The sequence below is a fragment of the Pseudoalteromonas sp. 1181_04 genome, from assembly GCF_052850545.1.
Map to the genome: position 1 here is coordinate 58,619 of NZ_VXCS01000023.1, position 25,082 is coordinate 83,700.

Annotated in this window: 31 protein-coding genes; 23 read left to right on the top strand and 8 right to left on the bottom strand. The window is 41.8% G+C overall.

All coding sequences use genetic code 11. From position 1 onward, the window contains the following. The first annotated feature begins 1 nt into the window (after position 1). On the top strand, positions 2-916 hold the full coding sequence (locus FW757_RS17995) for a DMT family transporter (RefSeq protein ID WP_446441540.1): 915 nt from the start codon (positions 2-4) through the stop codon (positions 914-916). A gap of 87 nt (positions 917-1,003) precedes the next feature. On the opposite strand, the gene FW757_RS18000 is transcribed toward FW757_RS17995, so the two are convergent. The 3 genes from FW757_RS18000 to FW757_RS18010 form a co-directional block, all read right to left on the bottom strand. Beyond that, on the bottom strand, positions 1,004-2,785 hold the full coding sequence (locus FW757_RS18000) for an alkaline phosphatase D family protein (protein ID WP_446441541.1): 1,782 nt from the start codon (positions 2,783-2,785) through the stop codon (positions 1,004-1,006). Between the two features lie 79 nt (positions 2,786-2,864). Beyond that, complete coding sequence (locus FW757_RS18005) at positions 2,865-3,209, bottom strand: rhodanese-like domain-containing protein (RefSeq protein WP_182732369.1); 345 nt, start codon at positions 3,207-3,209, stop codon at positions 2,865-2,867. 1 nt (position 3,210) lies between these two features. Then, positions 3,211-3,399, bottom strand: a complete 189-nt coding sequence (locus FW757_RS18010) for a YgaP family membrane protein (RefSeq protein WP_149983085.1) — start codon at positions 3,397-3,399, stop codon at positions 3,211-3,213. 130 nt (positions 3,400-3,529) lie between these two features. Between FW757_RS18010 and FW757_RS18015 the strand changes: the two genes are divergently transcribed. The 3 genes from FW757_RS18015 to FW757_RS18025 are packed head-to-tail and all read left to right on the top strand — an operon-like array spanning position 3,530 to position 8,175. Next, a complete protein-coding gene (locus tag FW757_RS18015) occupies positions 3,530-3,832 on the top strand; it encodes an ArsR/SmtB family transcription factor (protein WP_149983086.1) in 303 nt (100 codons plus the stop codon). Between the two features lie 4 nt (positions 3,833-3,836). Next, positions 3,837-7,124 carry an efflux RND transporter permease subunit gene (locus FW757_RS18020; RefSeq protein ID WP_446441542.1) on the top strand — a complete coding sequence of 1,096 codons (3,288 nt, stop codon included), beginning with the start codon at positions 3,837-3,839 and terminating at the stop codon, positions 7,122-7,124. Further along, the gene (locus FW757_RS18025) at positions 7,114-8,175 is read left to right on the top strand and encodes an efflux RND transporter periplasmic adaptor subunit (protein ID WP_182762001.1); all 1,062 of its coding nucleotides are present in this window, start codon (positions 7,114-7,116) and stop codon (positions 8,173-8,175) included. The genes FW757_RS18020 and FW757_RS18025 overlap by 11 nt, the downstream gene beginning before the upstream one ends. Here FW757_RS18025 and FW757_RS18030 read toward each other — a convergent pair. Then, positions 8,168-8,845, bottom strand: a complete 678-nt coding sequence (locus FW757_RS18030) for a nitroreductase family protein (RefSeq protein ID WP_182798087.1) — start codon at positions 8,843-8,845, stop codon at positions 8,168-8,170. The two genes, FW757_RS18025 and FW757_RS18030, sit on opposite strands and share 8 nt — an antisense overlap. Before the next feature lie 432 nt (positions 8,846-9,277). Beyond that, positions 9,278-9,652, bottom strand: coding sequence for a DUF5329 family protein (locus tag FW757_RS18035; RefSeq protein ID WP_182761998.1), 375 nt, complete (start codon positions 9,650-9,652; stop codon positions 9,278-9,280). Positions 9,653-9,911: 259 nt separating this feature from the next. Between FW757_RS18035 and FW757_RS18040 the strand changes: the two genes are divergently transcribed. Further along, positions 9,912-10,805: an aldo/keto reductase gene (locus FW757_RS18040; protein ID WP_182761996.1), complete on the top strand. Its 894-nt coding sequence runs from the start codon at positions 9,912-9,914 to the stop codon at positions 10,803-10,805. A 139-nt stretch (positions 10,806-10,944) separates the two neighbouring features. Here the strand turns inward: FW757_RS18040 and FW757_RS18045 are convergent, their stop codons facing one another. From FW757_RS18045 to FW757_RS18055, 3 genes are all read right to left on the bottom strand, one after another. Further along, complete coding sequence (locus FW757_RS18045; protein ID WP_145241933.1) at positions 10,945-11,622, bottom strand: TorF family putative porin; 678 nt, start codon at positions 11,620-11,622, stop codon at positions 10,945-10,947. 289 nt (positions 11,623-11,911) lie between these two features. Then, the gene (locus FW757_RS18050) at positions 11,912-13,075 is read right to left on the bottom strand and encodes a hypothetical protein (protein WP_145241931.1); all 1,164 of its coding nucleotides are present in this window, start codon (positions 13,073-13,075) and stop codon (positions 11,912-11,914) included. 157 nt (positions 13,076-13,232) lie between these two features. Continuing rightward, complete coding sequence (locus tag FW757_RS18055; RefSeq protein ID WP_182719227.1) at positions 13,233-13,424, bottom strand: helix-turn-helix transcriptional regulator; 192 nt, start codon at positions 13,422-13,424, stop codon at positions 13,233-13,235. A 142-nt stretch (positions 13,425-13,566) separates the two neighbouring features. Here FW757_RS18055 and FW757_RS18060 point away from each other — a divergent pair, with 142 nt between their 5' ends. The 18 genes from FW757_RS18060 to rplQ all read left to right on the top strand — a co-directional run bounded on the left by FW757_RS18060 (position 13,567) and on the right by rplQ (position 24,263). Next, positions 13,567-15,507, top strand: a complete 1,941-nt coding sequence (locus FW757_RS18060) for an AsmA family protein (protein WP_182740423.1) — start codon at positions 13,567-13,569, stop codon at positions 15,505-15,507. Positions 15,508-15,784: 277 nt separating this feature from the next. Next, positions 15,785-16,153 carry a 50S ribosomal protein L14 gene (rplN, locus tag FW757_RS18065; protein WP_011329449.1) on the top strand — a complete coding sequence of 123 codons (369 nt, stop codon included), beginning with the start codon at positions 15,785-15,787 and terminating at the stop codon, positions 16,151-16,153. Between the two features lie 10 nt (positions 16,154-16,163). Beyond that, positions 16,164-16,478 (top strand): 50S ribosomal protein L24, encoded by a 315-nt coding sequence (gene rplX, locus FW757_RS18070; protein ID WP_016710194.1) that lies wholly within the window; start codon positions 16,164-16,166, stop codon positions 16,476-16,478. A gap of 16 nt (positions 16,479-16,494) precedes the next feature. Next, entirely contained in the window at positions 16,495-17,034 is a 540-nt protein-coding gene (gene rplE, locus FW757_RS18075) for a 50S ribosomal protein L5 (protein ID WP_016710195.1), read from the top strand. Between the two features lie 10 nt (positions 17,035-17,044). Next, positions 17,045-17,350 (top strand): 30S ribosomal protein S14, encoded by a 306-nt coding sequence (gene rpsN / locus FW757_RS18080; RefSeq protein WP_058562128.1) that lies wholly within the window; start codon positions 17,045-17,047, stop codon positions 17,348-17,350. A 21-nt stretch (positions 17,351-17,371) separates the two neighbouring features. Further along, entirely contained in the window at positions 17,372-17,764 is a 393-nt protein-coding gene (rpsH, locus tag FW757_RS18085) for a 30S ribosomal protein S8 (RefSeq protein WP_145241923.1), read from the top strand. A 13-nt stretch (positions 17,765-17,777) separates the two neighbouring features. Further along, positions 17,778-18,311, top strand: coding sequence for a 50S ribosomal protein L6 (rplF, locus tag FW757_RS18090; RefSeq protein ID WP_145241920.1), 534 nt, complete (start codon positions 17,778-17,780; stop codon positions 18,309-18,311). Between the two features lie 9 nt (positions 18,312-18,320). Next, positions 18,321-18,671: a 50S ribosomal protein L18 gene (rplR, locus tag FW757_RS18095; RefSeq protein ID WP_008115388.1), complete on the top strand. Its 351-nt coding sequence runs from the start codon at positions 18,321-18,323 to the stop codon at positions 18,669-18,671. Positions 18,672-18,680: 9 nt separating this feature from the next. After that, positions 18,681-19,187: a 30S ribosomal protein S5 gene (gene rpsE, locus FW757_RS18100; protein WP_002959485.1), complete on the top strand. Its 507-nt coding sequence runs from the start codon at positions 18,681-18,683 to the stop codon at positions 19,185-19,187. Positions 19,188-19,190: 3 nt separating this feature from the next. After that, positions 19,191-19,373 carry a 50S ribosomal protein L30 gene (gene rpmD / locus FW757_RS18105; RefSeq protein WP_016710201.1) on the top strand — a complete coding sequence of 61 codons (183 nt, stop codon included), beginning with the start codon at positions 19,191-19,193 and terminating at the stop codon, positions 19,371-19,373. Between the two features lie 5 nt (positions 19,374-19,378). Next, positions 19,379-19,813, top strand: a complete 435-nt coding sequence (gene rplO / locus FW757_RS18110) for a 50S ribosomal protein L15 (protein ID WP_064668467.1) — start codon at positions 19,379-19,381, stop codon at positions 19,811-19,813. Positions 19,814-19,823: 10 nt separating this feature from the next. Further along, entirely contained in the window at positions 19,824-21,152 is a 1,329-nt protein-coding gene (gene secY / locus FW757_RS18115) for a preprotein translocase subunit SecY (protein WP_145241918.1), read from the top strand. A 22-nt stretch (positions 21,153-21,174) separates the two neighbouring features. Beyond that, a complete protein-coding gene (rpmJ, locus tag FW757_RS18120) occupies positions 21,175-21,288 on the top strand; it encodes a 50S ribosomal protein L36 (protein ID WP_002959476.1) in 114 nt (37 codons plus the stop codon). 125 nt (positions 21,289-21,413) lie between these two features. Further along, complete coding sequence (gene rpsM, locus FW757_RS18125) at positions 21,414-21,770, top strand: 30S ribosomal protein S13 (protein ID WP_145241916.1); 357 nt, start codon at positions 21,414-21,416, stop codon at positions 21,768-21,770. 12 nt (positions 21,771-21,782) lie between these two features. Further along, entirely contained in the window at positions 21,783-22,169 is a 387-nt protein-coding gene (gene rpsK, locus FW757_RS18130; protein WP_002959471.1) for a 30S ribosomal protein S11, read from the top strand. Between the two features lie 21 nt (positions 22,170-22,190). Next, positions 22,191-22,811, top strand: a complete 621-nt coding sequence (gene rpsD / locus FW757_RS18135; RefSeq protein WP_016710205.1) for a 30S ribosomal protein S4 — start codon at positions 22,191-22,193, stop codon at positions 22,809-22,811. A 24-nt stretch (positions 22,812-22,835) separates the two neighbouring features. Continuing rightward, complete coding sequence (locus tag FW757_RS18140; protein WP_145241913.1) at positions 22,836-23,822, top strand: DNA-directed RNA polymerase subunit alpha; 987 nt, start codon at positions 22,836-22,838, stop codon at positions 23,820-23,822. Between the two features lie 39 nt (positions 23,823-23,861). Beyond that, complete coding sequence (gene rplQ, locus FW757_RS18145) at positions 23,862-24,263, top strand: 50S ribosomal protein L17 (protein WP_016710207.1); 402 nt, start codon at positions 23,862-23,864, stop codon at positions 24,261-24,263. The last annotated feature ends 819 nt before the right edge of the window (positions 24,264-25,082 follow it).

Sequence of the window (25,082 nt, forward strand, 5' to 3'; positions counted from 1 at the left end):
AATGGCTAGTAAAGAGTCAACCGCAGTAATTTGGATGTTGTCAGATTCATTTATCTTAAGTGTGATGTTACTAATCGGTGGTTTTTTAGGTAAAGCTATCAGCCCATTCCAAGTTGTCTTTTTGGTTAATGTAATTGCAGCTTGTGCGGCCATTAAATTATTCTCGAAAGGTAAATGGGAAAATATCAAACCCCAAAAAATGAAGCTACATATTTTCAGAGGACTGCTTGGTGTTAGTTCAACAATATGTTTGTTTTATGCTCTGCAATATTTAAGTTTAGCGGAAGTAACCGCGATTAACTTTTTTGTGCCACTTATAACGTCCATTTTGTCGGTGTTTATCTTTAGAGAAAAACCAAAAGCCTATGTCTATATGGCTATTATTTTGAATTTAGCTGGAGTGATGATGCTGCTTTCTCCAAAACTAATGGCGAGCCAAGTAACGCAGCAAAACCTCTATCTAGGATTGATCTTTGCACTGTCAGCGGTAGCTATTTTAGTCATTTATAATATTAATTTAAAGAAAATAGGCAATGCAGAGAAAGTTGTGCCTCAAATGGTTTTTGCTCCCCTCTATTCGGCGATTATCTTATTACCCGTCGCTATTTTTGTGTGGAAACCTTTAGATACAAATAGTGCTCTACTAATTATGCTATATGGTGGGCTCCTTATTACTAAACTTGCAGCACGTTTTTTCGCTTTTAATAAAAGTGACTTATCTAAGCTAATGCCGCTTGAATATGCGCAAATTCTATTTTCTAGTATTTTGGGCTACATTTTTCTTCAACAAACTCAAACTTTATTGGGTATCACAGGCATTGTATTGATCGTGCTATCAAGTATCGCTCATGTTTTATTCATGCACTTTGAGAGGAATAGCGACACTAAGAATATGAAAGGAATTACCAATGATTAAAGTCGTAACGCAAAAATTCCGGCGATCGAGTGATCGCCGGGCTGTTTTAATCTTTCATCTAAACATTTTTCCTAGCACCTAGAATCTTTACCCTTGTATTACTGGCTGACCTGCTAGCATATGTAGTTCTTTACTGCGCTCGGTTTGCATTTCGTATGAAGCGGTTTTAATGCTGCTCACGTAATTCCACTTAGCGGTGGCTTGCTCTGGGGTAAAGGTCACGGTTAAGTAACCTCTATCGACTAAGTTGTTATAGATAAGATCATTGACTAATAGTGCAATAACTTGCTCCATTTGTGCCGTAACTTCAGGTCCTTGCGTATTCAGCGCTAGGTATTCTTCAAGACCAGGCGAAGACACCGAAGAGGTAGCAAATTCTACACCGGCATTTTGTGACGCTGCAATTGGGTTTGCAGCATCAGTAACTAATTGCCCAGCCCAACCGTTATGAGTATCACCCGCTAAAACCACTAAGTTCTTTTGTGCGGCAATGGCAGTACCAAGCAGCACTTCACGTTCGTAGGCGTAACCATCCCATGCATCTAAATTGTATGGTGCAGTAGTATCAACTCGAGCGCGTTCCGCATCAGTAACACTTGGATCGCCTGCAAGCACGCGGCCTTTGATTTGTGCAAGTTCAGCAAATAATGCCGATGCTTGTGCTAATAATGCATTTGTGTCGCCGCCATTTGCTTGACTTATTTGTAAGCTCACTAGTAGTTGCAGTACTTCAAACGGCAAATGCATTTTGGTCATCAGTACTTGTTGGCCAAGTACCTGCCATTTTGAGTTTGATGTTGTCATGCCATCAGTGAGCCATGTTAGCTGCTCATTGCCAAGTAATGCGCGCGATGGTGAGCTTAGTGCATTTGCAAAATCACTTTGTCCTTGTGCACTGGTTAGGTCAAAATCAGTATAGCTTAGCTGTTCATCACGGGCGAGTACACGCGTGTCTAGCATGTATAAAGAGACTAAATTACCAAACTCAAAGCGACGGTAAATTCGTTCTTTATCTGCTACATTACGAATTGGCATCCATTCAAAATAGGCCTGTAGGGCATGTAGCTTACGTTCGCTAAATTCACCTTCGCCTTCATTATGGTTTTCTGCGCCATTTCGCCATGTGTCATTGGTAATTTCGTGGTCATCCCACACAGTAATAAAGGCATAGTTACTATGAGCTGCTTGCAAGTTATCATCAGTACGATAGTGAGCGTAGCGGTTACGGTAATCAGCTAAGCTAATTATTTCGTCACTGTTATCTTCTGGCAGTAAACGGCCTAAAATACCAGCATCTTCAGTAGCGTAGCCATCATTGCCGTATTCATAGATGTAATCACCTAAATGCAATACAGCGTCTATGTCTGTTTGCTTGGCTATTTCACCATACACATGGAAAAAGCCTGCGGGGTAGTTGGCACACGATATAACAGCAAATTTCACTTTATCAATACTGCCTGTTGGTAGTGTTTTACCTGCACCAATAGGTGAGGTTTTGCCATTCGATTTAAAGCGATAATAGTAAGTGGTGTTGGCGTTTAAGCCTTGTAAGTCGACTTTTAGGGTGAAGTCTGTAGCTGCACTTATATGTGTTTCACCATTGTGGCTGATATTAGCAAAGTTAGGGTCGGTTGCTGCTTGCCATTGTACTTTAATGCTGGTGGTTGTTGGATCTAGAGGGGTTACACGAGTCCACAGAATTAGGCTGTCAGCTAATGGATCACCACTGGCAACACCATGAGCAAAGCTCACGTCAAGAATGTCGTCATCTTCATCATCAAACCGACAAGCTGTTAATCCTAATGATAAAACGGCGACACCAAATCCTGCCGCCGAGGCTTTTAAAAAATTTCTTCGTGTAAACGTCATTGCTCTGTACCGCTAAATTTAAAAGTAAGAGCTTATCCGACCAGTATGACTTTTATGTGAAGCTGTTATGCCAATTGCATTAAAATACTTGGCAAACCTGTTCTGCATTACAGGTAATAACGGTGACGTTTTCATAACCAACGCGGGTAAGTGCTTCAGCGCTTAATGTTGCGCGTGCGCCACTGGCGCAGTGTAAGTAAATTGGCCGAGCTGGGTCTTTTTCGATTTCCATTAACTTCATTTCTAGTAAACCTCGGGGAATATTAATTGCGCCGATAGCTGCTTTTGCCGCATGTTCGGCGGGTTCACGTACGTCAATTAATAGCCCTTTGTTGTCAGCAATTTCTTGCTTGGCCTGTGTAGCCTCAATGCGGCGTTGATTTGGCGTAATTATTTTCATTAGATCTGGGATTGAAGTAAGCATGTTATTCCTCGAAACCTAGTTTTTTTAAAAGAGTGATCATCGGGCACCATTTACTAAATGCTGATTGAATTAAGTTTAGAGCAATAAACACTGTAAACCAAATCCACAATGGATCATGAAATTGCTGTAGTAACAATGATATGCAAATCATTACACCTGCTATCAAGCGAAGAGCATCGTTTAGTTTCACGGTTAACCTTAGTAATAGTGACTGTTACTATTTAATATATTAGATAAAGCTACATTAGTAAATTATAATATTAGACTTTTCTAATATAGCTAACTATAATCTGCTGTACTTTGAATATAAGAGTGGAACTATGACTATCGACTTTGCAGCTATGGCTAATAACGTAGAGCATGCTGAGCAGCTATTAAAAATTTTAGCAAATAAAAACCGTTTAATGATTTTGTGCTCTTTGCAGGGGCGTGAAATGAGTGTTTCTGAATTAAATGCGGCTGTACCACTTGCACAGTCTGCTTTATCGCAGCATTTGGCTGCACTACGAAAAGCAAATATTGTTAGTACTCGTCGCGAAAGCCAGACCATCTATTATCGGGTGATTAACGACAACGCACAGGCTATGTTAGCCACGCTCTATGGTTTATTTTGTAAGGAATAACCAAATGGATAAGCTCGACAGTGCAGTAAAAAATAGTCTTAACGGGCGTATTCCTATCATTATTTTTGTAATGGCTGTGTTGCTTGGCATTATGGCGCTGCAGCAAACTCCCCGTGAAGAAGAACCGCAAATAGTGGTGCCGATGCTGGATATTTATGTCTCAGCTCCTAACATTGAAGCTCCCGAAGTGGCAAGGCTGGTCACGCAACCACTCGAGAAGTTATTGGCGCAATTACGCGGTGTTGAGCATATTTATTCAACCACACAAAGTAATGGCACAGTGGTGACATTGCGCTTTACTGTGGGTCATGATCGTGAACAAGCAATCCTCGATACTTACGCCAAACTATATAGTTATCAACATACCATGGCGTCAGTTATTAGCTCATGGCAGGTGCGCCCGGTCGAAGTAAATGACGTGCCGATTGTGATGCTAGGCTTATTTAGTAAAGATCCTAAATTATATAACGACTATGAGTTAACCCGTTTTGCTAACGAAATTGCGAATAGTTTACAGCGCATAGAAAACACCAGTGAAGTTAAAGTGATTGCTGGGCGCAAACGCACTTTAACGGTCAATTTAGATGCGACGGCCCTAGCAGCTCATCAAACTACGCTCAGCGATGTTTATTATGCACTGAGTGTATCTAATCAATTATCTCAGGTTGGCAGTGTTGTTAATGCAGAGCAACAAATCATGCTACAAGCTGGTGATGTGTTACGAACAAAAGCCGCGATTGAGCAGCTTGTTGTAAATGTTATTAACGGCAAAAGTGTTTATTTAAAAGATATTGCAAAAGTACTCGATGGACCAAGTGAGCCTGAAAATTATCAGTGGCTAGCGCAATCTGATACCACACAAGAGCATCCTTTAGTCACCTTAAGTGTTGCTAAAAAAGCGGGCACAAATGCAGTCGCGGTCGCAAATGATGTACACGCAATGATGGCTGATTTAAAAACTAATTTTTTACCTTCGCAAATAAATTACACAATACTTAGAGATTACGGGCAAACCGCTAACGAAAAAGTGAATAATTTAACCTCAAGCTTAGTGTTTGCGGTATTTACCGTAGTGATTTTTGTTGGTGTATTTTTAGGCTGGCGAGCCGCTATCGTTGTTGGTTTAGCTGTGCCAATTTGTTATGGCATAACCTTAAGCCTCGATTTTGCGTTTGGTTACACCATTAACCGAGTAACGTTATTTGCATTGATATTATCACTGGGCTTGCTGGTGGATGATCCGATAACGGGCATTGATAATATTAGCCGTTTTTTACAAAACAAAGGCAATAAAAAACAACAGATTGTCGCTGCAATGAGCGAAATACGTGGGGCATTATTAATGTCGACACTGACCATCATGGTGGCTTTTATTCCTTTGGCTTATATCACTGGCATGATGGGCCCATATATGGCACCAATGGCATTTAATGTGCCTGTAAGCGTGATGGTCTCAACCATTGTGGCATTCTTTGTAACTCCTTGGCTTGCCATGAAGTTATTAAAACAACCGGTTGTTGAGCACAATGATTTAACTTCCCCTAAAGTAGCTATTTATGAACGCTTATTAACGCCTTTACTGGCCAGTAAAGGGCGCGCAAAACTGATTTTATGGGCAACCTTAGGATTATTTATTATCAGTGCATTGCTGCCCGTGATGCGAATTGTGCCGCTGAAGTTATTGCCGTTTGATAATAAAAATGAACTACAAGTACTGATAGATATGCCCGAGGGGACGAATCTGGAGCAAACAACACTGACCGCTCGTAAAGTACAAGCAATAACATGGCAGCTTAGTGAAGTAAGTGAAATAGCTGCGTATGTAGGGCAACCATCAAGCATGGATTTTAATGGTATGGTGCGCGGTTATTATCGCCGTGAGGCCGCTAATTTAGCTGAGCTTAGAGTATTACTATTAGACAAAGCGCAGCGCGAGCAACAGTCTCATGGTGTCGTGATGCGTTTACGTAAACAGCTTGAGCCATTGGCCGTTAATGGCATTGTGATAAAAGTGGTTGAAGTTCCACCCGGGCCGCCAGTATTTAGCACCTTAGTGGCTGAAGTGTATCGTGATCCGTTTGTTGATACGCAAACCCACCATCAAGCGGCTCAACAAGTTGCACAACGACTGAAGCAAGAGCCCCATGTGGTTGAAGTTGATACAAGTATTGCAGCCACGGCACCGATGCAGCGCTTTATTACCGATAAAGCCAAGGCGGCTTTGTCGGCGGTATCAACACAAGATATTGCCAATACATTAACGATTGCATCTGCGGGTAAAAATGTGGGCGTAATGTATGTCAGTGGTGAAACGCAGCCCGTTGAGATCAAAATGCAATTACCATATCAGCAGCGAAACCAATTAGCGCAACTGCTTGCTATACAAATCAGAGGTGATAGAGAGCTGGCAAAATCAACTAATGAGTTTGGTTTAACTAGTGCGCCACGACCGTTGGTGGCTTTATCTGAGCTGGGTGAATTTCATAACCTAAATGTCGCAAAACCGATTATGCGTAAAGACCAACGCGAGGTTGTATACGTGATGGCAGAGCTTAATGGCCGTACTCCTGCAGAAATTATTGCGGACGTAAATGCTGATTTAAATGTAAGTAGCGATGATTTTGAGCAAACAAATTGGTTAGCCCGCAGCTTTTTTAATAACGGTGGAACTCAGGCTTGGCAATTACCACAAGGCACGCATGTAACGTTTAGTGGTGAAGGTGAATGGCGGATCACAATTGATGTGTTTAGAGATATGGGAATTGCGTTTGCTTTTGCGTTAACCGCCATTTTTATTATTTTACGAATACAAACGCAATCTGCCAGTTTATCGCTGATTATTATGTCGGCTATTCCACTTACTGTGATTGGTATTATGCCGGGTTTTTGGTTATTAAATCAGTTTGGTGAGCGCTCCATAGCCGGTGCTCCAGAGCCTGTGCTATTCACCGCAACAGCGATGATCGGCATGATAGCACTTGCTGGTATTGTGGTGCGTAACTCGCTTATTTTAGTTGAGTTTATTAATCAAGCTCGCGGGCAAGGGATGGCAATAAAAGCGGCATTGATTGCCGCAGGCACAACGCGGATGCGGCCAGTATTACTGACTGCTGGCACAACTTTATTAGGCAACTTAGTGATTACGTTAGACCCCGTATTTAGTGGTCTTGCTATCGCTATTATTTTTGGCATTGTGGCATCAACATTGTTTTCGTTGTTTGTGGTGCCGCTAGTTTATTATTTAGTGTTTGCGAACACACAAACAACCGAGGATGAAGCTCATGCAAGGTAAATCAAAACTGTTCGGCTCAATCATTGCGTTGCTAGTGATTATTGTTGCTGTGCTTTATATGGCAGGCAGCTTTTCAAATAAACAAGCCGCAGGAAATAAACCCGTATTAGCAACGACATATGAGGGAAAAGTCGCTACCGTTGAGCGGACGGCGATCAAGCGCAGTGAAGATGTTCCCGGTACTGTGATTGCAAAACAAAACACGCAAATTTCGTCACGAGTGATGGCACAAGTGGAACGTTTAAATGTACGTGCTGGTGATAGTGTTGTGCAAGGCGATGTTCTCATTACTTTGCAGCAAGACGATTTTAAAGCGCAATTGGCACAAAGTGATGCGCAAATAAAAGCCATTCAAGCGTCACTTACACAAGCTGATAAACAGCTTAAGCGCGTAACTGACTTATATTCACAAGGGTTGGTATCGGTTAGTGATAATGATGAGGCAAAAGCGAAATTTGATAACTTAACCGCAAGCTTAGCTGTTGCCAAGCAACAGCAAACCCAAGCACAAGTCGCACTTGAATTTACCCGTATAAAAGCGCCCATTTCTGGAGTTGTTGTAGAGCGGTTAGTTGAACCAGGTGATACCGCAGTGCCTGGTTCACCTTTATTGGCACTTTATAATCCACAACAATTACAGCTTGAATTTAATGTACGAGAACGTCAGGCAATTAGCCTCACACTGGGTCAAAGCTTAACGGTCAGTTTGCCTTCACTTAATATAACCGCTGTTGCGGTGGTGAGTGAAATTGTTCCGATTGCCGATAGTGCTGCACGTAGTATGTTAATTCGTTTAGAGTTGCCAACACAATCAAACTTGATGCCTGGTTTATATGCACAGCTTCACTTGCCACTGGATACCGAGCAAGGAATTTTAATTGAGCCAAGTTGGGTGCATGAGTACGGTCAATTAGCCATGGTATATGTTATTAACGAGCAAAAGATTGAGCGCCGCTTTGTTCGTTTAGGGGAGGTGATTAATGCTAAACAGCATATTATCGCCGGGCTTAACGCCGGCGACACATTAGCGGTGGATTTTAAACCTAAATGAAGGTCGCAACTTCATCGAGTGATTTTTTCACCAAGGCATGATTAGGCACAGTAGCATCATCACTTGGGTAACCGACAATGAGCAGCATATAGGGGCGTTCGTTGTCTTTGTCGCGGCCACAAATGTCGGTTAAAAAGCTCATTGGTTTAGGTGTGTGAGTTAGTGTTGCAAGCCCTGCGCGATGTAATGCTTGAATTAAAAAGCCGGTGGCAATACCGACTGACTCATGCACATAGTAGTTGGTGTTTTTATCATCAGTATTTAAGCCGCCTTTCTTTTGGCTGAATACGGCAATTAGCCAAGGTGCATGCTCTAAATAAGGTTTGCTGGCATCAGTGCCTAATGGCTTTAGAGCATCTAACCACTCTTCACCAGCGCGGCCTTCATAAAATGAGCGTTCTAATTTCTCGGCTGCTTCACGAATTTGCTTTTTCACATCACTACTATTAATTGCTACAAAATGCCACGGTTGGTGGTTTGCACCACTTGGTGCTGTAGCTGCCGCTTTAATGCAGGTTTGAATAATATCTTTTGGCACTGGGCGGTCGCTAAAACTACGAATTGTATGACGACGCTGGCTGGTCGTTAAAAACTCATTAGCGCGTTCTAGCATCTGTTCATGTGGATATTCAATAAAGTCTGTAAGTGGTTGGTGGTCATGTTGCTGCATGGCTTTTCGCTTCTTATTAAATGTTGATAACTATTTTTATACCCAGTAGCGAGATTGGGTGCAAGTAATATCTACTTTACAGTCATGTTATTTCCTAAAATAATGATTATTAATTGCACGTTGTATTCACAGATTGTTCAGCTATATTTGCATACAGTATAGTTCGAAATTAAGAATGCATGGGTAGCTAAAAACAAAGCAACATTATTACAAGCACATGCTTTGAATACTCAGCCGAGCATACCGGCAGTCATTATTTAGACATTCAAAAATCATTAGTGCAGGCAGATTTTGTCGATAACTTAGTTATATAAAGTTATCGCTAGTGCAAGCTGATGATGAAAATAACTACCGCAGTATTAAATACAGCTTTGAGTTAGTGTTACTTCAGAATTTAAGTTCACCTCTCCTAAGAGTGAAACCAAGCCGCACTTATTGCGGCTTTTCTGTGGCTCTAAAATGAGTTAACTCGTTTGTAAGCCATTTCTTACTGGTGATTTGTGTATCATCTTCAAGAATAACAGCATAAGGTTTGCCACTCCATGAGCTTTTACTGGCAAGATTCTCAATAAACTCATCAGCGGTTTTAGCGTAGCGTTTGCCTTTGCGGTATTTCATAGCAAGATGATCAGCGGCTTCGGTGCTGGTGTGTTGATCACCGTTACGAATGAAAGTCGCGTTGCTTTGCGCGATAAAGCTGAGCAAATGAGTGACTTCTTGTTCAGCGGTTGCCGCAAAGCTCAACTGACTAACCGTGAGTAAAAGGCAAGCCATCAGCCTGTATATAGTGTGGGTTAAGTCTTTCATCTGTAGCCTCATTTAATCCAAAAAGTTTATTACGTTACCTGTGCCATCAAAAAAAGGTAAAGCTCTGAATAAAACTGATGTGCTAATGCATGTGCTGGTATAACTTTCAGCTATTAATACCTTATTTATTATGTAGAATAATACATCAATAAGGTCAATTAAATTATCATGGCTTATTAATTATCTGATAGGGATACTGTTTTGGTACTTGCATTGAACTTGCCGGGACAATATTTTTTACAAAAATAAAGGTGGAATTATGAACAGCTCAGATCGCGCTATTGACGAACTAGTACTTGGGTTTTGGCGATTATTAGATTGGCAAATTACTCCACAACAGTGTTTAACTTTTCTTGAGCAAGCAATTGAAGCCGGTGTAAGGCACACCGATCACGCTGACATTTACGGTGGATATGGTTGTGAGGCAGAGTTTGGTAAAGCTTTAGCTTTAAAGCCAAGTATTCGTGATGAGATCAAAATTATTACTAAGTGTGGTATCAAACCTGCTTTTGCAAGCTTAGGGTTAGCAGGCCAAGCTAATCATTACGATTCGAGTGCCGCACATATTATTAGCTCAGCACAGCAATCGTTAAAGCATTTTAATACCGATAGATTAGATGCATTACTTATTCATCGCCCTGATTATTTGATGAATGCAGACGAAGTAGCTGAGGCATTCACTACTCTTAAGCAAAATGGTGATGTACTCGATTTTGGTGTATCAAACTTTACGCCATCACAACTAAGTTTATTGCAGTCGCGTCTTGATTTTGAATTGGTGACCAATCAAATTGAATTTTCACCGTATGAAATGCAAGCACTTGATGATGGTAGTTTAGACCAATGTCAGTTACTTGATATTAAACCTATGTGTTGGTCACCTTTGGCTGGCGGTCGCATTTTTGCAGAAAATGATGAAAAAGCGATTCGCCTGCGTCAAGTACTTGAGCAAGTCGGCAGCGAAATTGGTGCAAGTTCTATTGATCAAGTGGTTTACGCGTGGTTATTAATGCACCCAAGTTCCCCATCAGTGGTACTGGGTACTGGCAACATTGAGCGTGTTAAATCGGCTGTTGCCGCTAAGCAGTTAAAACTCAGTCGTGAACAATGGTATCGTATTTGGCAAGGTTCAACAGGGCACAGTGTGCCATAGGAGTTGTAAGTTTTAAGCTATAAGCAGTCTGAGTTGAGGGTAAGTCTTGATATAAAATATGAACTTAGCCGCTTACCGCTTACCAAGATCGAGAAAGGGCCTTACGGCCCTTAGTGTTGCAGCAAGTAACACATTCTTTTTATAGGCTAAAGTCCATTGAAAAAGCAACGTAAGCCTTAATATCACTGTCATCCATATCGGTATCAGATAGACCAAAAGTGAAGCCATCTTTAGAGATAGATACACCGTAATCGATGATATCGTCATCACCAATAAAATCACCAGAGTAGTGGCCTAAGTGTAAGGCCATTTCAGTGCCATTAGTACCAACTGCGAAACCGTAATCTGCAGTCAGGTATAACGAATCACCAAAGTCTGTGCCATCACCGCTTGCGGCTGAAGTTGCAAGAACTGATGCGCCAAAGCTAAAGCCACCCATACTGATGCTACCGTAAATTTCAGAAAAATCAGCGTCTGCGCCAGAAGCTGCATCAGGGTAAGCGTAATAGATGTAGCCAACGTCATAGCTCATATTTTCATTAATATCGCCACCAAAACCAGCATAGAGATCAAGCTCGTAGGTCATTTCATCGGCCCAGCTTGCATTTGAAGCCCAAGTACCAGCATAAAAACCTGATTCGTTGGCATAATCAATACCACCTGAAATTGCAGCATCACCACCGGTTTGTTCTTGACCACGCCATAAGTAGTTTGAAGTTGCTGCGGCATTGGCTGTTACTTCTGCATATGCTGCTGTAGATGTTGCACCCATGAGTACAAGTGTGCTGATCGCAATTGCTGATTTTAGTTTTAACATGTTTGGTATCCTGTTGTTATGCTGATTTTTTGGCTCGCAATTATTAATTAGATTGCAGTCTATAATTGCGGATCCTATTTTTAGTTGTCTACTAGGGTAATAGCACTGCTTGTGCCAAGTTAAATGAAAAGCAATAATTTATATTTAAATTACTTTATAAACAAAGGTATAAATATTTATAGTGAAAGGAGGAGATTGTTTTTTACGAAGCTTGCGCACTTTATTGGTGCGTAAAAAAACCCGCATGCACAACTCAGTTGCAGCGGGTTTTTGTATTTTTTACTGTGGTTTAACCAAAAATAGTACGCATTAGGCTGATTGTTTCGTTCACGCCACGGCCTTTTTGTACTTCGCTGATAATTGAATCACGCTTTGCGCGAATATGCTCAGGCATATCGTCAGCAGCAAGTGCGCGATCAACAAGTATTTCAGCAGACTCTTTACCACGACGCACTTTTCTAGTGCCAGTGGTAGTTGTACGCTTTGGCTTGCTCAATAACTTGATGTAGTTAGAGTTTTCAGGCGTGTTTTTGTCTGCATGATAGAAAAAGCACGGAATTAATGCTTTGATTGCAACAAGTTGTTGATCCAGCTCGCTGTCACCACTTGCCATTTTAAACCAAGACATACCATGAACTGCTTGGACAATATCCTGCCAATAACGCGCAAAGTCACGATTATTTAATTTAGTAATAGCCAATGCTGAACAAAGTGCATCTAAACGGGTGTTATTAATTGGTGTAAAAACATCTGGGCGGCGCATTGCTAATAGACGAGTTGCCGGTGCAAGCGTTGGCTTTTCATTGCTATCAGTAAAGGCTTTTAAATATTTGACCACAAATTCTTGGTAATCAGCTTCAGTTACTTCACCTTCTAAAGGTATATGTGCTAATGCTTCATCAAATAATGCCGGCAGGTCGGCAAGCATTTGATGAAAAGCTTTGGCGCTTTTAGTAGAGCTAAACCATTCGACATCAAAATTATAACTACTTGGATCCAGTGCAGAAGTATGTTTACCACTAAATGCTAATAAATCTTCAGGGATCATCTCTTTCAGTGATTGCTCGCGAATACCAGCTATATAGTTGGCAAGGCGTAACTGTTCATCAAGGGCTAACACATCTTTATGCTGCTCTATAAATACACTAACTACAGGCCAAGGCGCTACGCGTAATGTTTTCAATTGTAAGAAGCTAATTGCTGAAACTAATAAGTCATTAAGCTTTTTTAAAATTGGTAATTGATTGGTTTCGAGTAAATCATGATTAATACGGTCACGGCTAGCATTAAGTAGTTCATAGCACCAACCTAAGAAGTCTTCAGGATGATTTTCTATTTTCACCGCCATCAGGTTTAAGCTGATTTCAGAAGCCTGCTTTAGAATATTTTGATAAATATGGCCTTCTTGTTCGCCTAATGCCATTTGTGAAGGTGAAATGAGCAATTTTTTCATGCCTGATGGTACTCCGGTTAAATACATTTTTCAGTTGTTTAATTTTAGCGCAAAACGTCTTAAAACAACAGGGCTGTGCATCATACCGAAGAATACAGGGGATGCAATCTTGATAAGTTAAATCTGCACAAGATTGCATTTAAAGGGTTTAATCTGCTTATTCAAGTGAAAATAACTGCTCTACAGTAGTTTCAAACTGCCGAGCTATCTTCAATGCAATGATCACTGAAGGTGTAAAGCGTGATGTTTCGACCGTGCTGATTGTTTTGCGTGAAACGGCGCTAGCATCGGCTAGCTCTTGCTGTGAAAGCCCCGCGGCTTTGCGAAATTCAGCTATATGGTTTTGCAGCTAAAGGTATCAAAATGTTTCAGTAACAATTCATATATTCACTGTAGAATGCAGGAAATTGCATTTTTCTTCGTTGCACAATGATTTTAATGCTAACTCCCGCTATGATAAGAACATTATTTGCACATTTGAAAGGACCATCATGAAGACCTTATTTAAAGTTATTGGTGTCATATTATTATTGCTTGTTGCTTTAATTATTGCTGCACCGTTTTTAATTCCAACCGATGCCATTTTTAATAAAGTCTCTGAGCAGGTTGAGCAAACCACTGGGCGTACTTTAACTATTAAAGGCGATAAAACATTATCCGTTTTTCCTTCTTTGAAGCTTGAACTTGAAGATGTGCATTTTGCCAATATGAAAACTGGCTCACGTGCAGATATGGCAAGCATGCAGCAACTTGCAGTTCATATTCCTTGGTTTTCGCTATTTGGTGGTGAACTTAAACTAGAAAAGTTTGTGATCAATGAACCCAATATTCTGCTTGAAACAGATAAAAATGGTAAAGCTAACTGGCAGTTATTTGATGCAGTAGCTGCGAAACCTGAGCAGCAAACTCAAGCAGGTGAGGCAGTCAAACTACCTGAAAACTTTGATATTCAATTAGGTGAAGTGGCTATATATGGTGGGTCGTTTACTTATTTAGATGGTCAAACGGGAGCTAAACAGCAAATTAGCGATTTAGAATTGGCTATCTTACTGCCTTCACTGCATAAATCACTCGAAGTCAAAGGTGGGATCACTTATATGCAAGAGCGCTTTGAGCTTGATGTAACAGTTGATAACCCAGCTAAAGCAATAGCAGGTGATACATTTAATGTGACAACTGATGTCACTTCAAAGTTAGTTGATGTTGAGTTTAAAGGCTTAATAGCCGGTCAAGGTAAAGATATTCAAGGTCAATTAGCGCTCAGTGGTGATTCAGTAAAAGACATTGCTAAATGGCAGGGAGTCGAGCTGAACGCTAAAGAAAGCGCCTTTAATGCATTTAGTGTTAGTGGCAAAATGCGTATGCAAGGTGATAAGTTCAACCTAGCTGAATTAGTCGCCACTCTTGATGCATTAGAGATCAAAGGAAAAAGCGAGCTTAATTTAGGTAAGCGTTTAGCCGTTAATGCTGACATCGATTTAGGTATGCTGGACTTAAATCCTTACTTACCTGAGGTGGTAGCGCCAGCAGAGAAACCAGAACCTAAAAGTGACGAGCCAGCCAAACCAATTGTATGGGATGACACAAAAATGGATTTAAGTGGCTTAAATGCCTTAGATGCGAATGTGGTGATCCGTTCAAGTGGCTTAAAAGCAAATGAAATCAAACTTGGCGCTAATCAATTCACTGTAAACCTTAACAAAGGCGTAGCGAAAATTAGCCTAGATAAGTTTGCCGCCTACGAAGGTAATGGTAAAGGCACTGTAACAGTTAATGCGAAACAAGCTCCTTACAAAATCAGCACCAACTTCTCGTTAGATAAAATAGACGCACAACCATTGCTGACAGATGCCGCTGGCTTCGATAAGCTAATGGGCAAAGGCTCACTCAATTGGGACTTAGCAACATCAGGTCAGAGCCAAAAAGACTTTATGAGTGCCCTACAGGGTAAACTAGCATTTGAATTTGCCGATGGTGCAGTAAAAGGCGCCAACATTGCTGAAATGGTTCGCAAAGGCAAAGAGCTAATTAAGGGTAACTTTGGTGCAATATCCGAAGGGCTAGATACTGGCTTTGATAATTCCCAGCAAACTGACTTCTCTGCGCTAACGGGTAGCTTTAACTTTACCAATGGCGTAGGTAAAAACACAGATCTGAGTTTGTTAAGTCCATTAGTACGTATTAGTGGTGAAGGGGATGTTAATCTACCCGCAACGACAGTTAACTACCGCTTAGTGACAGGCATAGTCGATTCACTCGAAGGGCAGGGGACCAAAGATGATAGTACCGGCTTTAAAATTCCAGTACGAATCAAAGGACCATTTCATGATGTTGGCATCAGCTTAGATGTAAGCAAAGCGGCAGAAGATGAAGTAAAAGAAAAAGCGAAAGATAAAATTAAAGATAAGTTAAAAGGTTTGTTTGGCAAATAATGCCGATTTTATTCGGTGATAAAACAATCAGGGCATAAAATTGCCCTGATTGTTTTATAATCAATGCTAAAATAGCAAAATATGTTTCATCGACAAAACAACCATCCTCGTTATTCTAAATTAATTAAAAAATAACCTACCACTACCCCCGCAATGCTGATACAATTGCCCGCCCTTGGGAGACAACTAGATTGTTTTTTGAGTGGTTTTTAACCTAAATGTCTTGATTTTAAACAAATTTAAGACAGTTGTAATAACTACACCGGAGGTCATTAACATGATCCAAATGCAAACTCAGCTGGAAGTTGCTGATAACAGCGGCGCTCGCAAAGTGCAGTGTATTAAAGTCTTAGGCGGTTCGCACCGTCGTTATGCAGCGATTGGTGACATCATTAAAGTTTCTGTTAAAGAAGCGATTCCTCGCGGTAAAGTGAAGAAAGGTGATGTTAAAAACGCGGTAGTTGTGCGTACTAAGAAAGGCGTTCGTCGTCCAGATGGTTCTTTGATCCGTTTTGACAGCAATGCGGCTGTTATCTTAAATGATAACTTGCAGCCAATTGGTACACGTATTTTCGGCCCTGTGACTCGCGAACTTCGTAATGATAAGTTCATGAAAATCGTTTCACTAGCCCCAGAAGTACTGTAAGGAGTCAATCATGGCAGCAAAAATCCGTCGTGATGACGAAGTAATCGTTCTAGCAGGTAAAGACAAAGGTAAGCGCGGCAAAGTGCTTTCAGTTGTTACCGAGTCTGGTCGAGTATTTGTCGAAGGCATTAACTTAATCAAGAAGCACCAAAAGCCGGTTCCACAATTGAACCAGCCAGGTGGTATTGTTGAGAAAGAAGCGTCTATTGACGTATCAAACGTTGCGATCTTCAACTCGGAAACGAGTAAAGCAGATCGTGTAGGTTTCAAGATTGAAGATGGTAAGAAATTACGTATCTTTAAATCTACTGGTAAAACTATCTAATAGTTGGAGTAGAATGATGGCGAAACTGCATGAAGTATATAAAGACAAAGTAGTTGCTGAACTTCAAGAGAAGTTTGGTTTCAGCTCTGTCATGCAAGTCCCTCAGATCGAAAAGATCACATTGAATATGGGCGTGGGCGAAGCCCTAGCTGACAAGAAAATTCTAGACAACGCTGTTGCGGATCTAGAAGCAATCGCTGGTCAGAAGCCACTCATTACTAAAGCACGCAAATCTGTTGCTGGCTTTAAAGTACGTGAAGGCTACCCAATTGGTTGTAAAGTAACCCTACGCGGCGAGCGTATGTGGGACTTTTTTGAGCGTTTGGTTTCAATCGCTATCCCACGTATCCGTGACTTCCGTGGTGTAAGTGCTAAGTCTTTTGATGGACGTGGTAACTACAGCATGGGCGTACGTGAACAAATCATCTTCCCAGAAATTGATTATGATAAAGTAGACCGCGTACGCGGTATGGATATCACAATCACTACATCTGCGAAAACAGATGAGGAAGGCCGTGCGTTGTTAGAAGCGTTTAACTTCCCATTCAAGAAATAAGGGTAGGGTTATGGCAAAGAATTCTATGAAAGCGCGCGAAGCAAAGCGCACGAAATTAGTTGCTCAGTTCGCTGAAAAGCGCGCAGCACTAAAAGCTATCATCAGTGATGTGAAAACATCTGACGATGATCGTTGGGACGCGGTACTTAAGCTACAAGCTTTACCACGTGATTCTAGCCCTGCACGTCAACGTAATCGTTGTAACATTACGGGCCGCCCACATGGTTACCTTCGCAAATTCGGCATGAGCCGTATCAAAGTTCGCGAAGCAGCTATGCGCGGTGAAATTCCTGGCCTTAAAAAGGCTAGCTGGTAATAGAATCACGGGAGTAAGACTATGAGCTTGCAAGATCCTATCGCGGATTTGTTTACACGAATTCGTAACGGTCAGTCAGCGAAAAAAGTATCTGTAACGATGCCTAATTCAAAGCTGAAAGTAGCATTAGCTAAAGTATTAAAAGATGAAGGTTATATCGTTGATTTCACAATCAGCGGTGATGTTAAACCTGAGCTTTCTATCGAGTTGAAATACTTCGAAGGCAAAGCTGTTATTGAAAATATCCAGCGTGTTAGCCGCCCTGGTTTGCGTATCTATAAGAGACGTGACGAATTACCAAAGGTAATGGGTGGTCTAGGTATCGCTATCGTATCAACTTCTAAAGGCCTAATGACAGACCGCGCCGCACGTAGTGCTGGTGTTGGTGGTGAAATCATTGGTTTTGTAGCTTAATCGGAGGGGAACTATGTCTCGCATAGCAAAGGCACCAATTAATGTTCCTGCCGGTGTAGAAGTTACATTAAAAGGCCAGGACATCACAGTTAAAGGCAAAAACGGCGAATTAACGCGTACTATCAACTCTGCAGTTGAAGTACAACTTAACGACAACGTTATTACAACTTTACCTCGTGAAGGCGTAGCCAATGCATGGGCACAAGCAGGTACTGCTCGCGCTCTAATCAACAATATGATTGTTGGTACGCATGAAGGTTACGAGAAGAAACTTCAGTTAGTAGGCGTTGGTTACCGTGCTGCAGCTAAGGGTAAAACATTAGATTTAACTCTTGGTTTCTCACACCCAGTTAATTTCGCAGTTCCTGAAGGAATTACGATTGAAACTCCAAGCCAAACAGAAGTTCTAGTTAAGGGCGTAGATAAGCAGTTAGTTGGTCAAACAGCTGCTAACATTCGTGCATACCGTAAACCTGAGCCTTATAAAGGTAAAGGTGTTCGTTATTCAGATGAGAATGTACGCCGTAAAGAGGCTAAGAAGAAGTAAGGTAAGACGATGGATAAAAAAACAGCTCGTCTACGTCGTGCTAAACGCACTCGTAGAAATTATATTGAACAAGGCACAACGCGTCTTGTTATCCACCGCACGCCACGTCACATTTACGCTCAAGTTGTAAACGCTGAGGGTAATGTACTGGCTGCTGCTTCTACTGTTGAGAAAGCTATTAGCGAAACAGTTAAAGGCACAGGCAACGTTGCAGCTGCGCAAGCAGTTGGTAAAGCGGTTGCTGAACGTGCGGCTGACAAAGGCATCGAAAAGATTGCTTTTGATCGCAGTGGCTTTAAATATCACGGCCGTGTGAAGGCGCTAGCAGATGCTGCGCGTGAAGCCGGTTTGCAATTCTAGGAGTAGACAATGGCTAACGTAGAAGCAAAGCAACAACAGCCTGATCTAGCTGAAAAGCTAATCGCGGTGAACCGTGTGTCTAAAGTAGTTAAAGGTGGTCGTATCTTTAGCTTCACTGCACTAACTGTAGTTGGTGACGGCGCAGGTAAAGTAGGTTTCGGTTATGGTAAAGCACGTGAAGTTCCAGCTGCTATTCAAAAAGCAATGGAAAAAGCACGTCGTAACATGATCAACGTAGACCTAAATGGCAACACATTACAGCATCCTGTTAAAGGACGTCATGCTGGCTCTCTTGTGTTTATGAAACCAGCATCTGAAGGTACTGGTATCATCGCAGGTGGTGCTATGCGTGCAGTACTAGAAGTTACTGGTGTGCAGAACGTACTTTCTAAATGTTACGGTTCTACTAACCCGATCAACGTTGTACGTGCAACGATCTCAGCTCTTGAGAATATGAATTCTCCTCAGTCGATCGCTGCAAAACGTGGTCTTCGAGTAGACGAGATTCTGGGGTAAACCATGGCTAATAAAACTGTAAAAGTAACACAAGTAAAGAGCTCTATCGGTCGTTTACCGAAACATAAAGCTACATTACGCGGTCTTGGTTTACGTCGTATCAATCACACTGTTGAGTTAGAAGACACAGCATGTGTACGTGGTATGATCAACCAAGTTTCATACATGGTTAAGGTTGAGGGGTAATTCGAATGCATTTGAATACACTTTCTCCTGCTGCAGGTTCTAAATCTGCTGGTAAACGTGTTGGTCGTGGTATCGGTTCTGGTCTAGGTAAGACTGGTGGCCGTGGTCACAAAGGTCAAAAGTCACGTTCTGGCGGTAAAGTACGCGTTGGTTTTGAAGGCGGTCAAATGCCTATGCAACGTCGTCTACCTAAGTTTGGTTTCACTTCTCGCAAATCTTTAGTATCTGCAGAAATAAACCTATACGAGATCGCTAAAGTTGAAGGCGATGTGGTAGACCTAGGTACGCTACAGGCAGCTGGTCTAGTTAAAAAGAACGTTCTGTTCGTTAAAGTTGTTAAATCTGGCGAAGTTTCACGCGCTGTTACCGTTAAAGGCCTTAAAGCCTCTAAAGGTGCTCGCGAAGCTATCGAAGCCGCCGGAGGCAAGGTAGAAGACTAAGGAAGTACTAATGGCTAAACCAGGTCAAGATACACAAAGTGCACAAAGTGGGCTTTCGGAATTGAAACGTCGATTACTATTCGTATTGGGCGCTATCATTATTTACCGTCTAGGTTCATTTGTGCCAATCCCTGGGATTGACGCCGCTGTACTTGCCGATTTCTTCGAGCAACAAAAGGGCACCATTGTTGAAATGTTCAACATGTTCAGCGGTGGTGCGCTTGAGCGCGCTTCGGTGTTAGCACTGGGTATAATGCCTTACATCACAGCTTCAATTATTACGCAACTATTAACGCATATGTATCCTCCGTTTATAGAGCTTAAGAAAGAAGGTGAACAAGGTCGTAAGAAAATTAGCCAGTACACACGCTACGGCACGCTCTTGCTTGCTACTATCCAATCGATCGGTATTGCCACAAGCTTACCGGGTATGATGGACGGGTTAGTTGTTAACCCAGGTCTCGGTTTCTACTTCACCGCAGTGGTGAGTTTAGTAACTGGTACTATGTTCCTGATGTGGTTGGGCGAGCAAATAACTGAACGTGGTATCGGTAACGGTATCTCAGTTCTAATATTTGTTGGTATTGTAGCTAACCTGCCGTCTGCTATTGGTTCGACAGCCGAAATGGCGCGCCAAGGTGATTTACATGTTTTAGCACTGTTATTGATTGCGGTAATCGTATTCGCTGTTACTTATCTTGTAGTGTTCTTTGAACGTGGACAACGTCGTATCGTCGTTAACTACGCAAAGCGCCAACAAGGTCGTCAAGTATTTGCTGCCCAAAGCACGCATTTACCACTAAAAGTAAACATGGCGGGTGTTATTCCACCAATCTTTGCTAGCAGTATAATTCTGTTCCCTGGTACTATTGCCAGCTGGTTCGGCCAGGGTGAAGGTCCTGTCGCTGATGTGCTACAAGCGATTGCTACAACGTTGACTCCAGGTCAGCCTTTGTATGCAATAGTTTTAGCTGCGGCTATTATCTTCTTCTGCTTTTTCTACACAGCGTTGGTTTTTAACCCACGTGAAACAGCAGATAACCTGAAAAAATCTGGCGCATTTATCCCAGGTATTCGTCCAGGCGAGCAGACATCGAAATACATTGATAAAGTGATGACACGCCTGACATTGGCAGGTGCTTTGTATATAACCTTTATCTGTCTGGTGCCCGAATTCATGACCATGGCATGGCAAACGCCATTCTACTTCGGCGGTACATCAATTTTGATTATCGTTGTTGTGATCATGGACTTTATGGCACAAGTACAGACTCATATGATGTCTCATCAATATGATTCTGTGCTGAAAAAAGCGAACCTTAAAGGCTACGGTCGATAAGGTCAGTTTACGGAGTTGAGCAATGAAAGTACGTGCTTCCGTTAAGAAAATATGCCGTAACTGTAAAGTTATTAAACGTGCCGGTGTTGTACGTGTAATTTGCAGTGAGCCTAAGCATAAGCAAAGGCAAGGTTAATTTATAAGTCGTGCAGGCTGAGGTTTCTCGGCCTGTGTTTTCAGTTGTGATTTGGTCTTCGTTTGAGTATCCTTACGGGCTCTTCAAACAGATGATAACCGAATTCAAATATAGGAGATGTGTTAGTGGCCCGTATCGCTGGCATTAACGTCCCTGATCATAAACATGCAGTTATTGGTTTAACAGCTATTTATGGCATAGGTAAGACTCGCTCTAAGGCTATCTTAGTAGCGACTGGTATCGCCGAAACCACAAAAATCGGTGAACTTTCAGACGAAACACTTGACGTATTGCGTGAAGCAGTTGGCAAGTACACTGTAGAAGGTGATCTTCGTCGTGAAGTTACTTTGAATATCAAGCGCCTTATGGACCTTGGTTGTTACCGTGGCCTACGTCACCGTCGCTCTTTACCACTACGTGGTCAAAGAACAAAGACTAACGCGCGTACCCGTAAGGGTCCTCGTAAGCCTATTAAGCGATAAGGGGATAGTATTATGGCTAAGACACCAATTCGTCGTAAAAAGGTTAAAAAGCAAGTTGCTGATGGTATGGCTCATGTTCATGCTTCTTTCAACAACACTATTGTTACAATTACCGACCGTCAAGGTAATGCACTATCATGGGCTACTGCCGGTGGTTCAGGTTTCCGTGGTTCACGTAAATCTACACCATTCGCTGCTCAGGTTGCTGCAGAGCGTGCAGGTACTGCTGCTCAAGAATACGGTTTAAAAAATCTAGAAGTTTTCATCAAAGGTCCAGGTCCAGGTCGTGAATCTGCTGTACGTGCTTTGAATGCTGCTGGTTACCGTATCACCAACATTACTGACGTGACGCCAATACCACACAATGGTTGTCGTCCACCGAAGAAACGTCGCGTTTAACAATAGGTTAGGAGAAATAACATGGCAAGATATTTGGGCCCTAAGCTCAAGCTGAGTCGTCGTGAAGGTACTGACCTGTTCCTTAAGAGCGGCGTAAGAGCTATCGACTCTAAGTGTAAACTTGAGACTGCACCTGGTCAGCACGGCGCTCGTAAAGGTCGCTTATCTGATTACGGTTTACAATTACGTGAAAAGCAAAAAGTACGTCGTATCTACGGTGTATTAGAAAAGCAATTCCGTAACTACTACAAAGAAGCTGCTCGCCTTAAGGGCAACACAGGTGAAAACTTGTTACAGCTTTTAGAGCAACGTTTAGACAATGTTGTATACCGCATGGGTTTTGCAAGCACACGTGCTGAAGCACGTCAGTTAGTAAGCCACAAAGCGGTTTTAGTTAATGGTCGTGTAGTGAACATTCCTTCATTCGTAATTACTCCAGAAGATGTAGTAGTTATCCGTGAAAAGTCTAAGACACAAGCTCGTATCATCGCTGCTCTAGAACTAGCCGAGCAACGTGAAAAACCGACTTGGGTTGAAGTTGACGGTAAGAAAATGGAAGGTAATTTCAAACGCCTACCAGAGCGTTCAGACCTGTCTGCGGACATCAATGAACAACTAATCGTCGAACTTTACTCTAAGTAAAGTTAAGAGTTAAGAGAGGATAAAATGCAGGGTTCTGTTACAGAATTTCTAAAACCAAGGTTAGTCGATATCGACGCTATTAACCCAACTCGTTCTAAAGTAGTTTTAGAGCCATTAGAGCGTGGCTTCGGTCATACTCTTGGGAATGCCTTACGCCGTATACTTCTTTCGTCAATGCCAGGATGTGCAGTAACCGAAGTTGAAATCGACGGTGTGTTGCACGAATACAGCGCGAAAGAAGGCGTACAAGAAGACATCATTGAAATTCTGTTAAATCTTAAAGGTCTAGCAGTTACTTTGGAAGGTAAAGATGAAGTTTTTCTTACCCTGACTAAGTCTGGTGTAGGCCCTGTGACTGCGGCTGATATTCAGCACGACGGCGATGTAACCATTGCCAACCCAGATCATATTATTTGTCATTTAACGGCAGATAATAGTGCGATCAGCATGCGAATTCGTGTTGAACGTGGTCGTGGGTATGTGCCGGCATCTAGCCGTTTATCCTCTGATGACGATGAGCGTCCAATTGGTAGATTGTTGCTTGATGCATCATTTAGCCCAGTTGAACGTATTGCGTACTCGGTTGAATCAGCACGTGTTGAACAACGTACAGACTTAGACAAGTTAATCATTGATATGGAAACAAACGGCACTATAGATCCAGAAGAAGCGATCCGCCGTGCGTCGACTATCTTAGCTGAGCAGCTAGAAGCATTCGTAGACTTACGTGATGTTACTGAGCCAGAAGAGAAAGAAGAGAAGCCAGAATTCGATCCTATTCTACTTCGTCCAGTTGATGATCTTGAACTAACAGTGCGTTCAGCAAACTGTTTGAAAGCCGAGCAAATTCAATATATCGGTGATTTAGTTCAGCGCACAGAAGTCGAGCTTCTTAAAACGCCTAACTTAGGCAAGAAGTCTCTGACTGAAATTAAAGACGTGCTAGCTTCACGTGGTCTATCTCTAGGTATGCGCCTAGAAAATTGGCCACCTGCAAGCCTAGCTGAATAATCTAAATCACTATATTAGTTTAGTTAGAAGGATAGGGTCATGCGCCATCGTAAGAGTGGTCGTCAATTAAACCGTAACAGCAGCCATCGTAAAGCGATGTTCAGCAATATGGCAGGTTCTTTGGTGAAACATGAAATCATCAAAACTACTTTGCCAAAAGCGAAAGAGTTACGTCGTGTAATTGAACCTTTAATCACACTGGCTAAGACTGACAGTGTAGCAAATCGCCGTTTAGCGTTTGCTCGCACGCGTGATAAAGAAGTAGTTGGTAAGTTGTTCAGTGAAATCGGTCCTCGCAATACAGACCGTCCAGGTGGTTACACTCGTATTATTAAGTGTGGCTTCCGTGCTGGTGACAATGCACCAATGGCTTATATTGAACTAGTAGGTCGCACATCTGCGAACGAAGAAGTTCAAGAAGACGCGCAGTCTGCTGAGTAAGTCTTAAAGACACCAAAAAGCCGAGCATAAGCTCGGCTTTTTAATATCTAAAATTTGGCAAAAAATAATATCGCTATCAGTATCCCTGTATATAGCGCAACATTTCAACTATACCATTATCAAACCAACATCTTTGTAAGCCCACTAAGCGTCACTAGAATCTACTTCCCTTAATAACCATTTGTTATTCAACTAGCTTGTTAATTTAAATTTCATGGTCGGTAATAACATTTATAGCTTTGAAAGTTATCTTGCTACTGAATATGTAGCTGTATAAATCTATAGAGTCTACTTTTACCTATGATTTAAATGCGTGATAACTGCGACTGTCAGTGTTTGACCCTCATAAGTTATTAACAATATACATAGGTAAAGATTATAAACTTAGGTCATTTGATCAAAATATTGATCATTTCAGTAGTGGATCGTTTTTTCGATTAAAGATTGAATCTGGGTTTCTTCATTTAACTTGCACTTATATAGTTAAAAACAGTCTAGTTTAGTGTTGTTTTTGAGCGTTTAGCTTAAATACTCAGCGAACAGTGTTTTATTTTAAGTTTTCTTCAAAAAAAGGTTGATCTGTTTTTGGATCTCCCTATAATGCGACCCCACTGAGACGGCAGACAGCAACGCTTAGCGAGGCAAGAGTTAATCAGTTAGTCGAGTAAAACTTGAGTTTAGATTATTAAGAAAGTTTAAAATTAAGTGTTGACAAAAAAATAGGAAAGCGTAATATGCGCAGCCCTAGCGAGATAAAGTTTAACTTTAATCGCAACGTTCTTTAACAATATAAAGCAATCATCTGTGTGGGCACTCGTA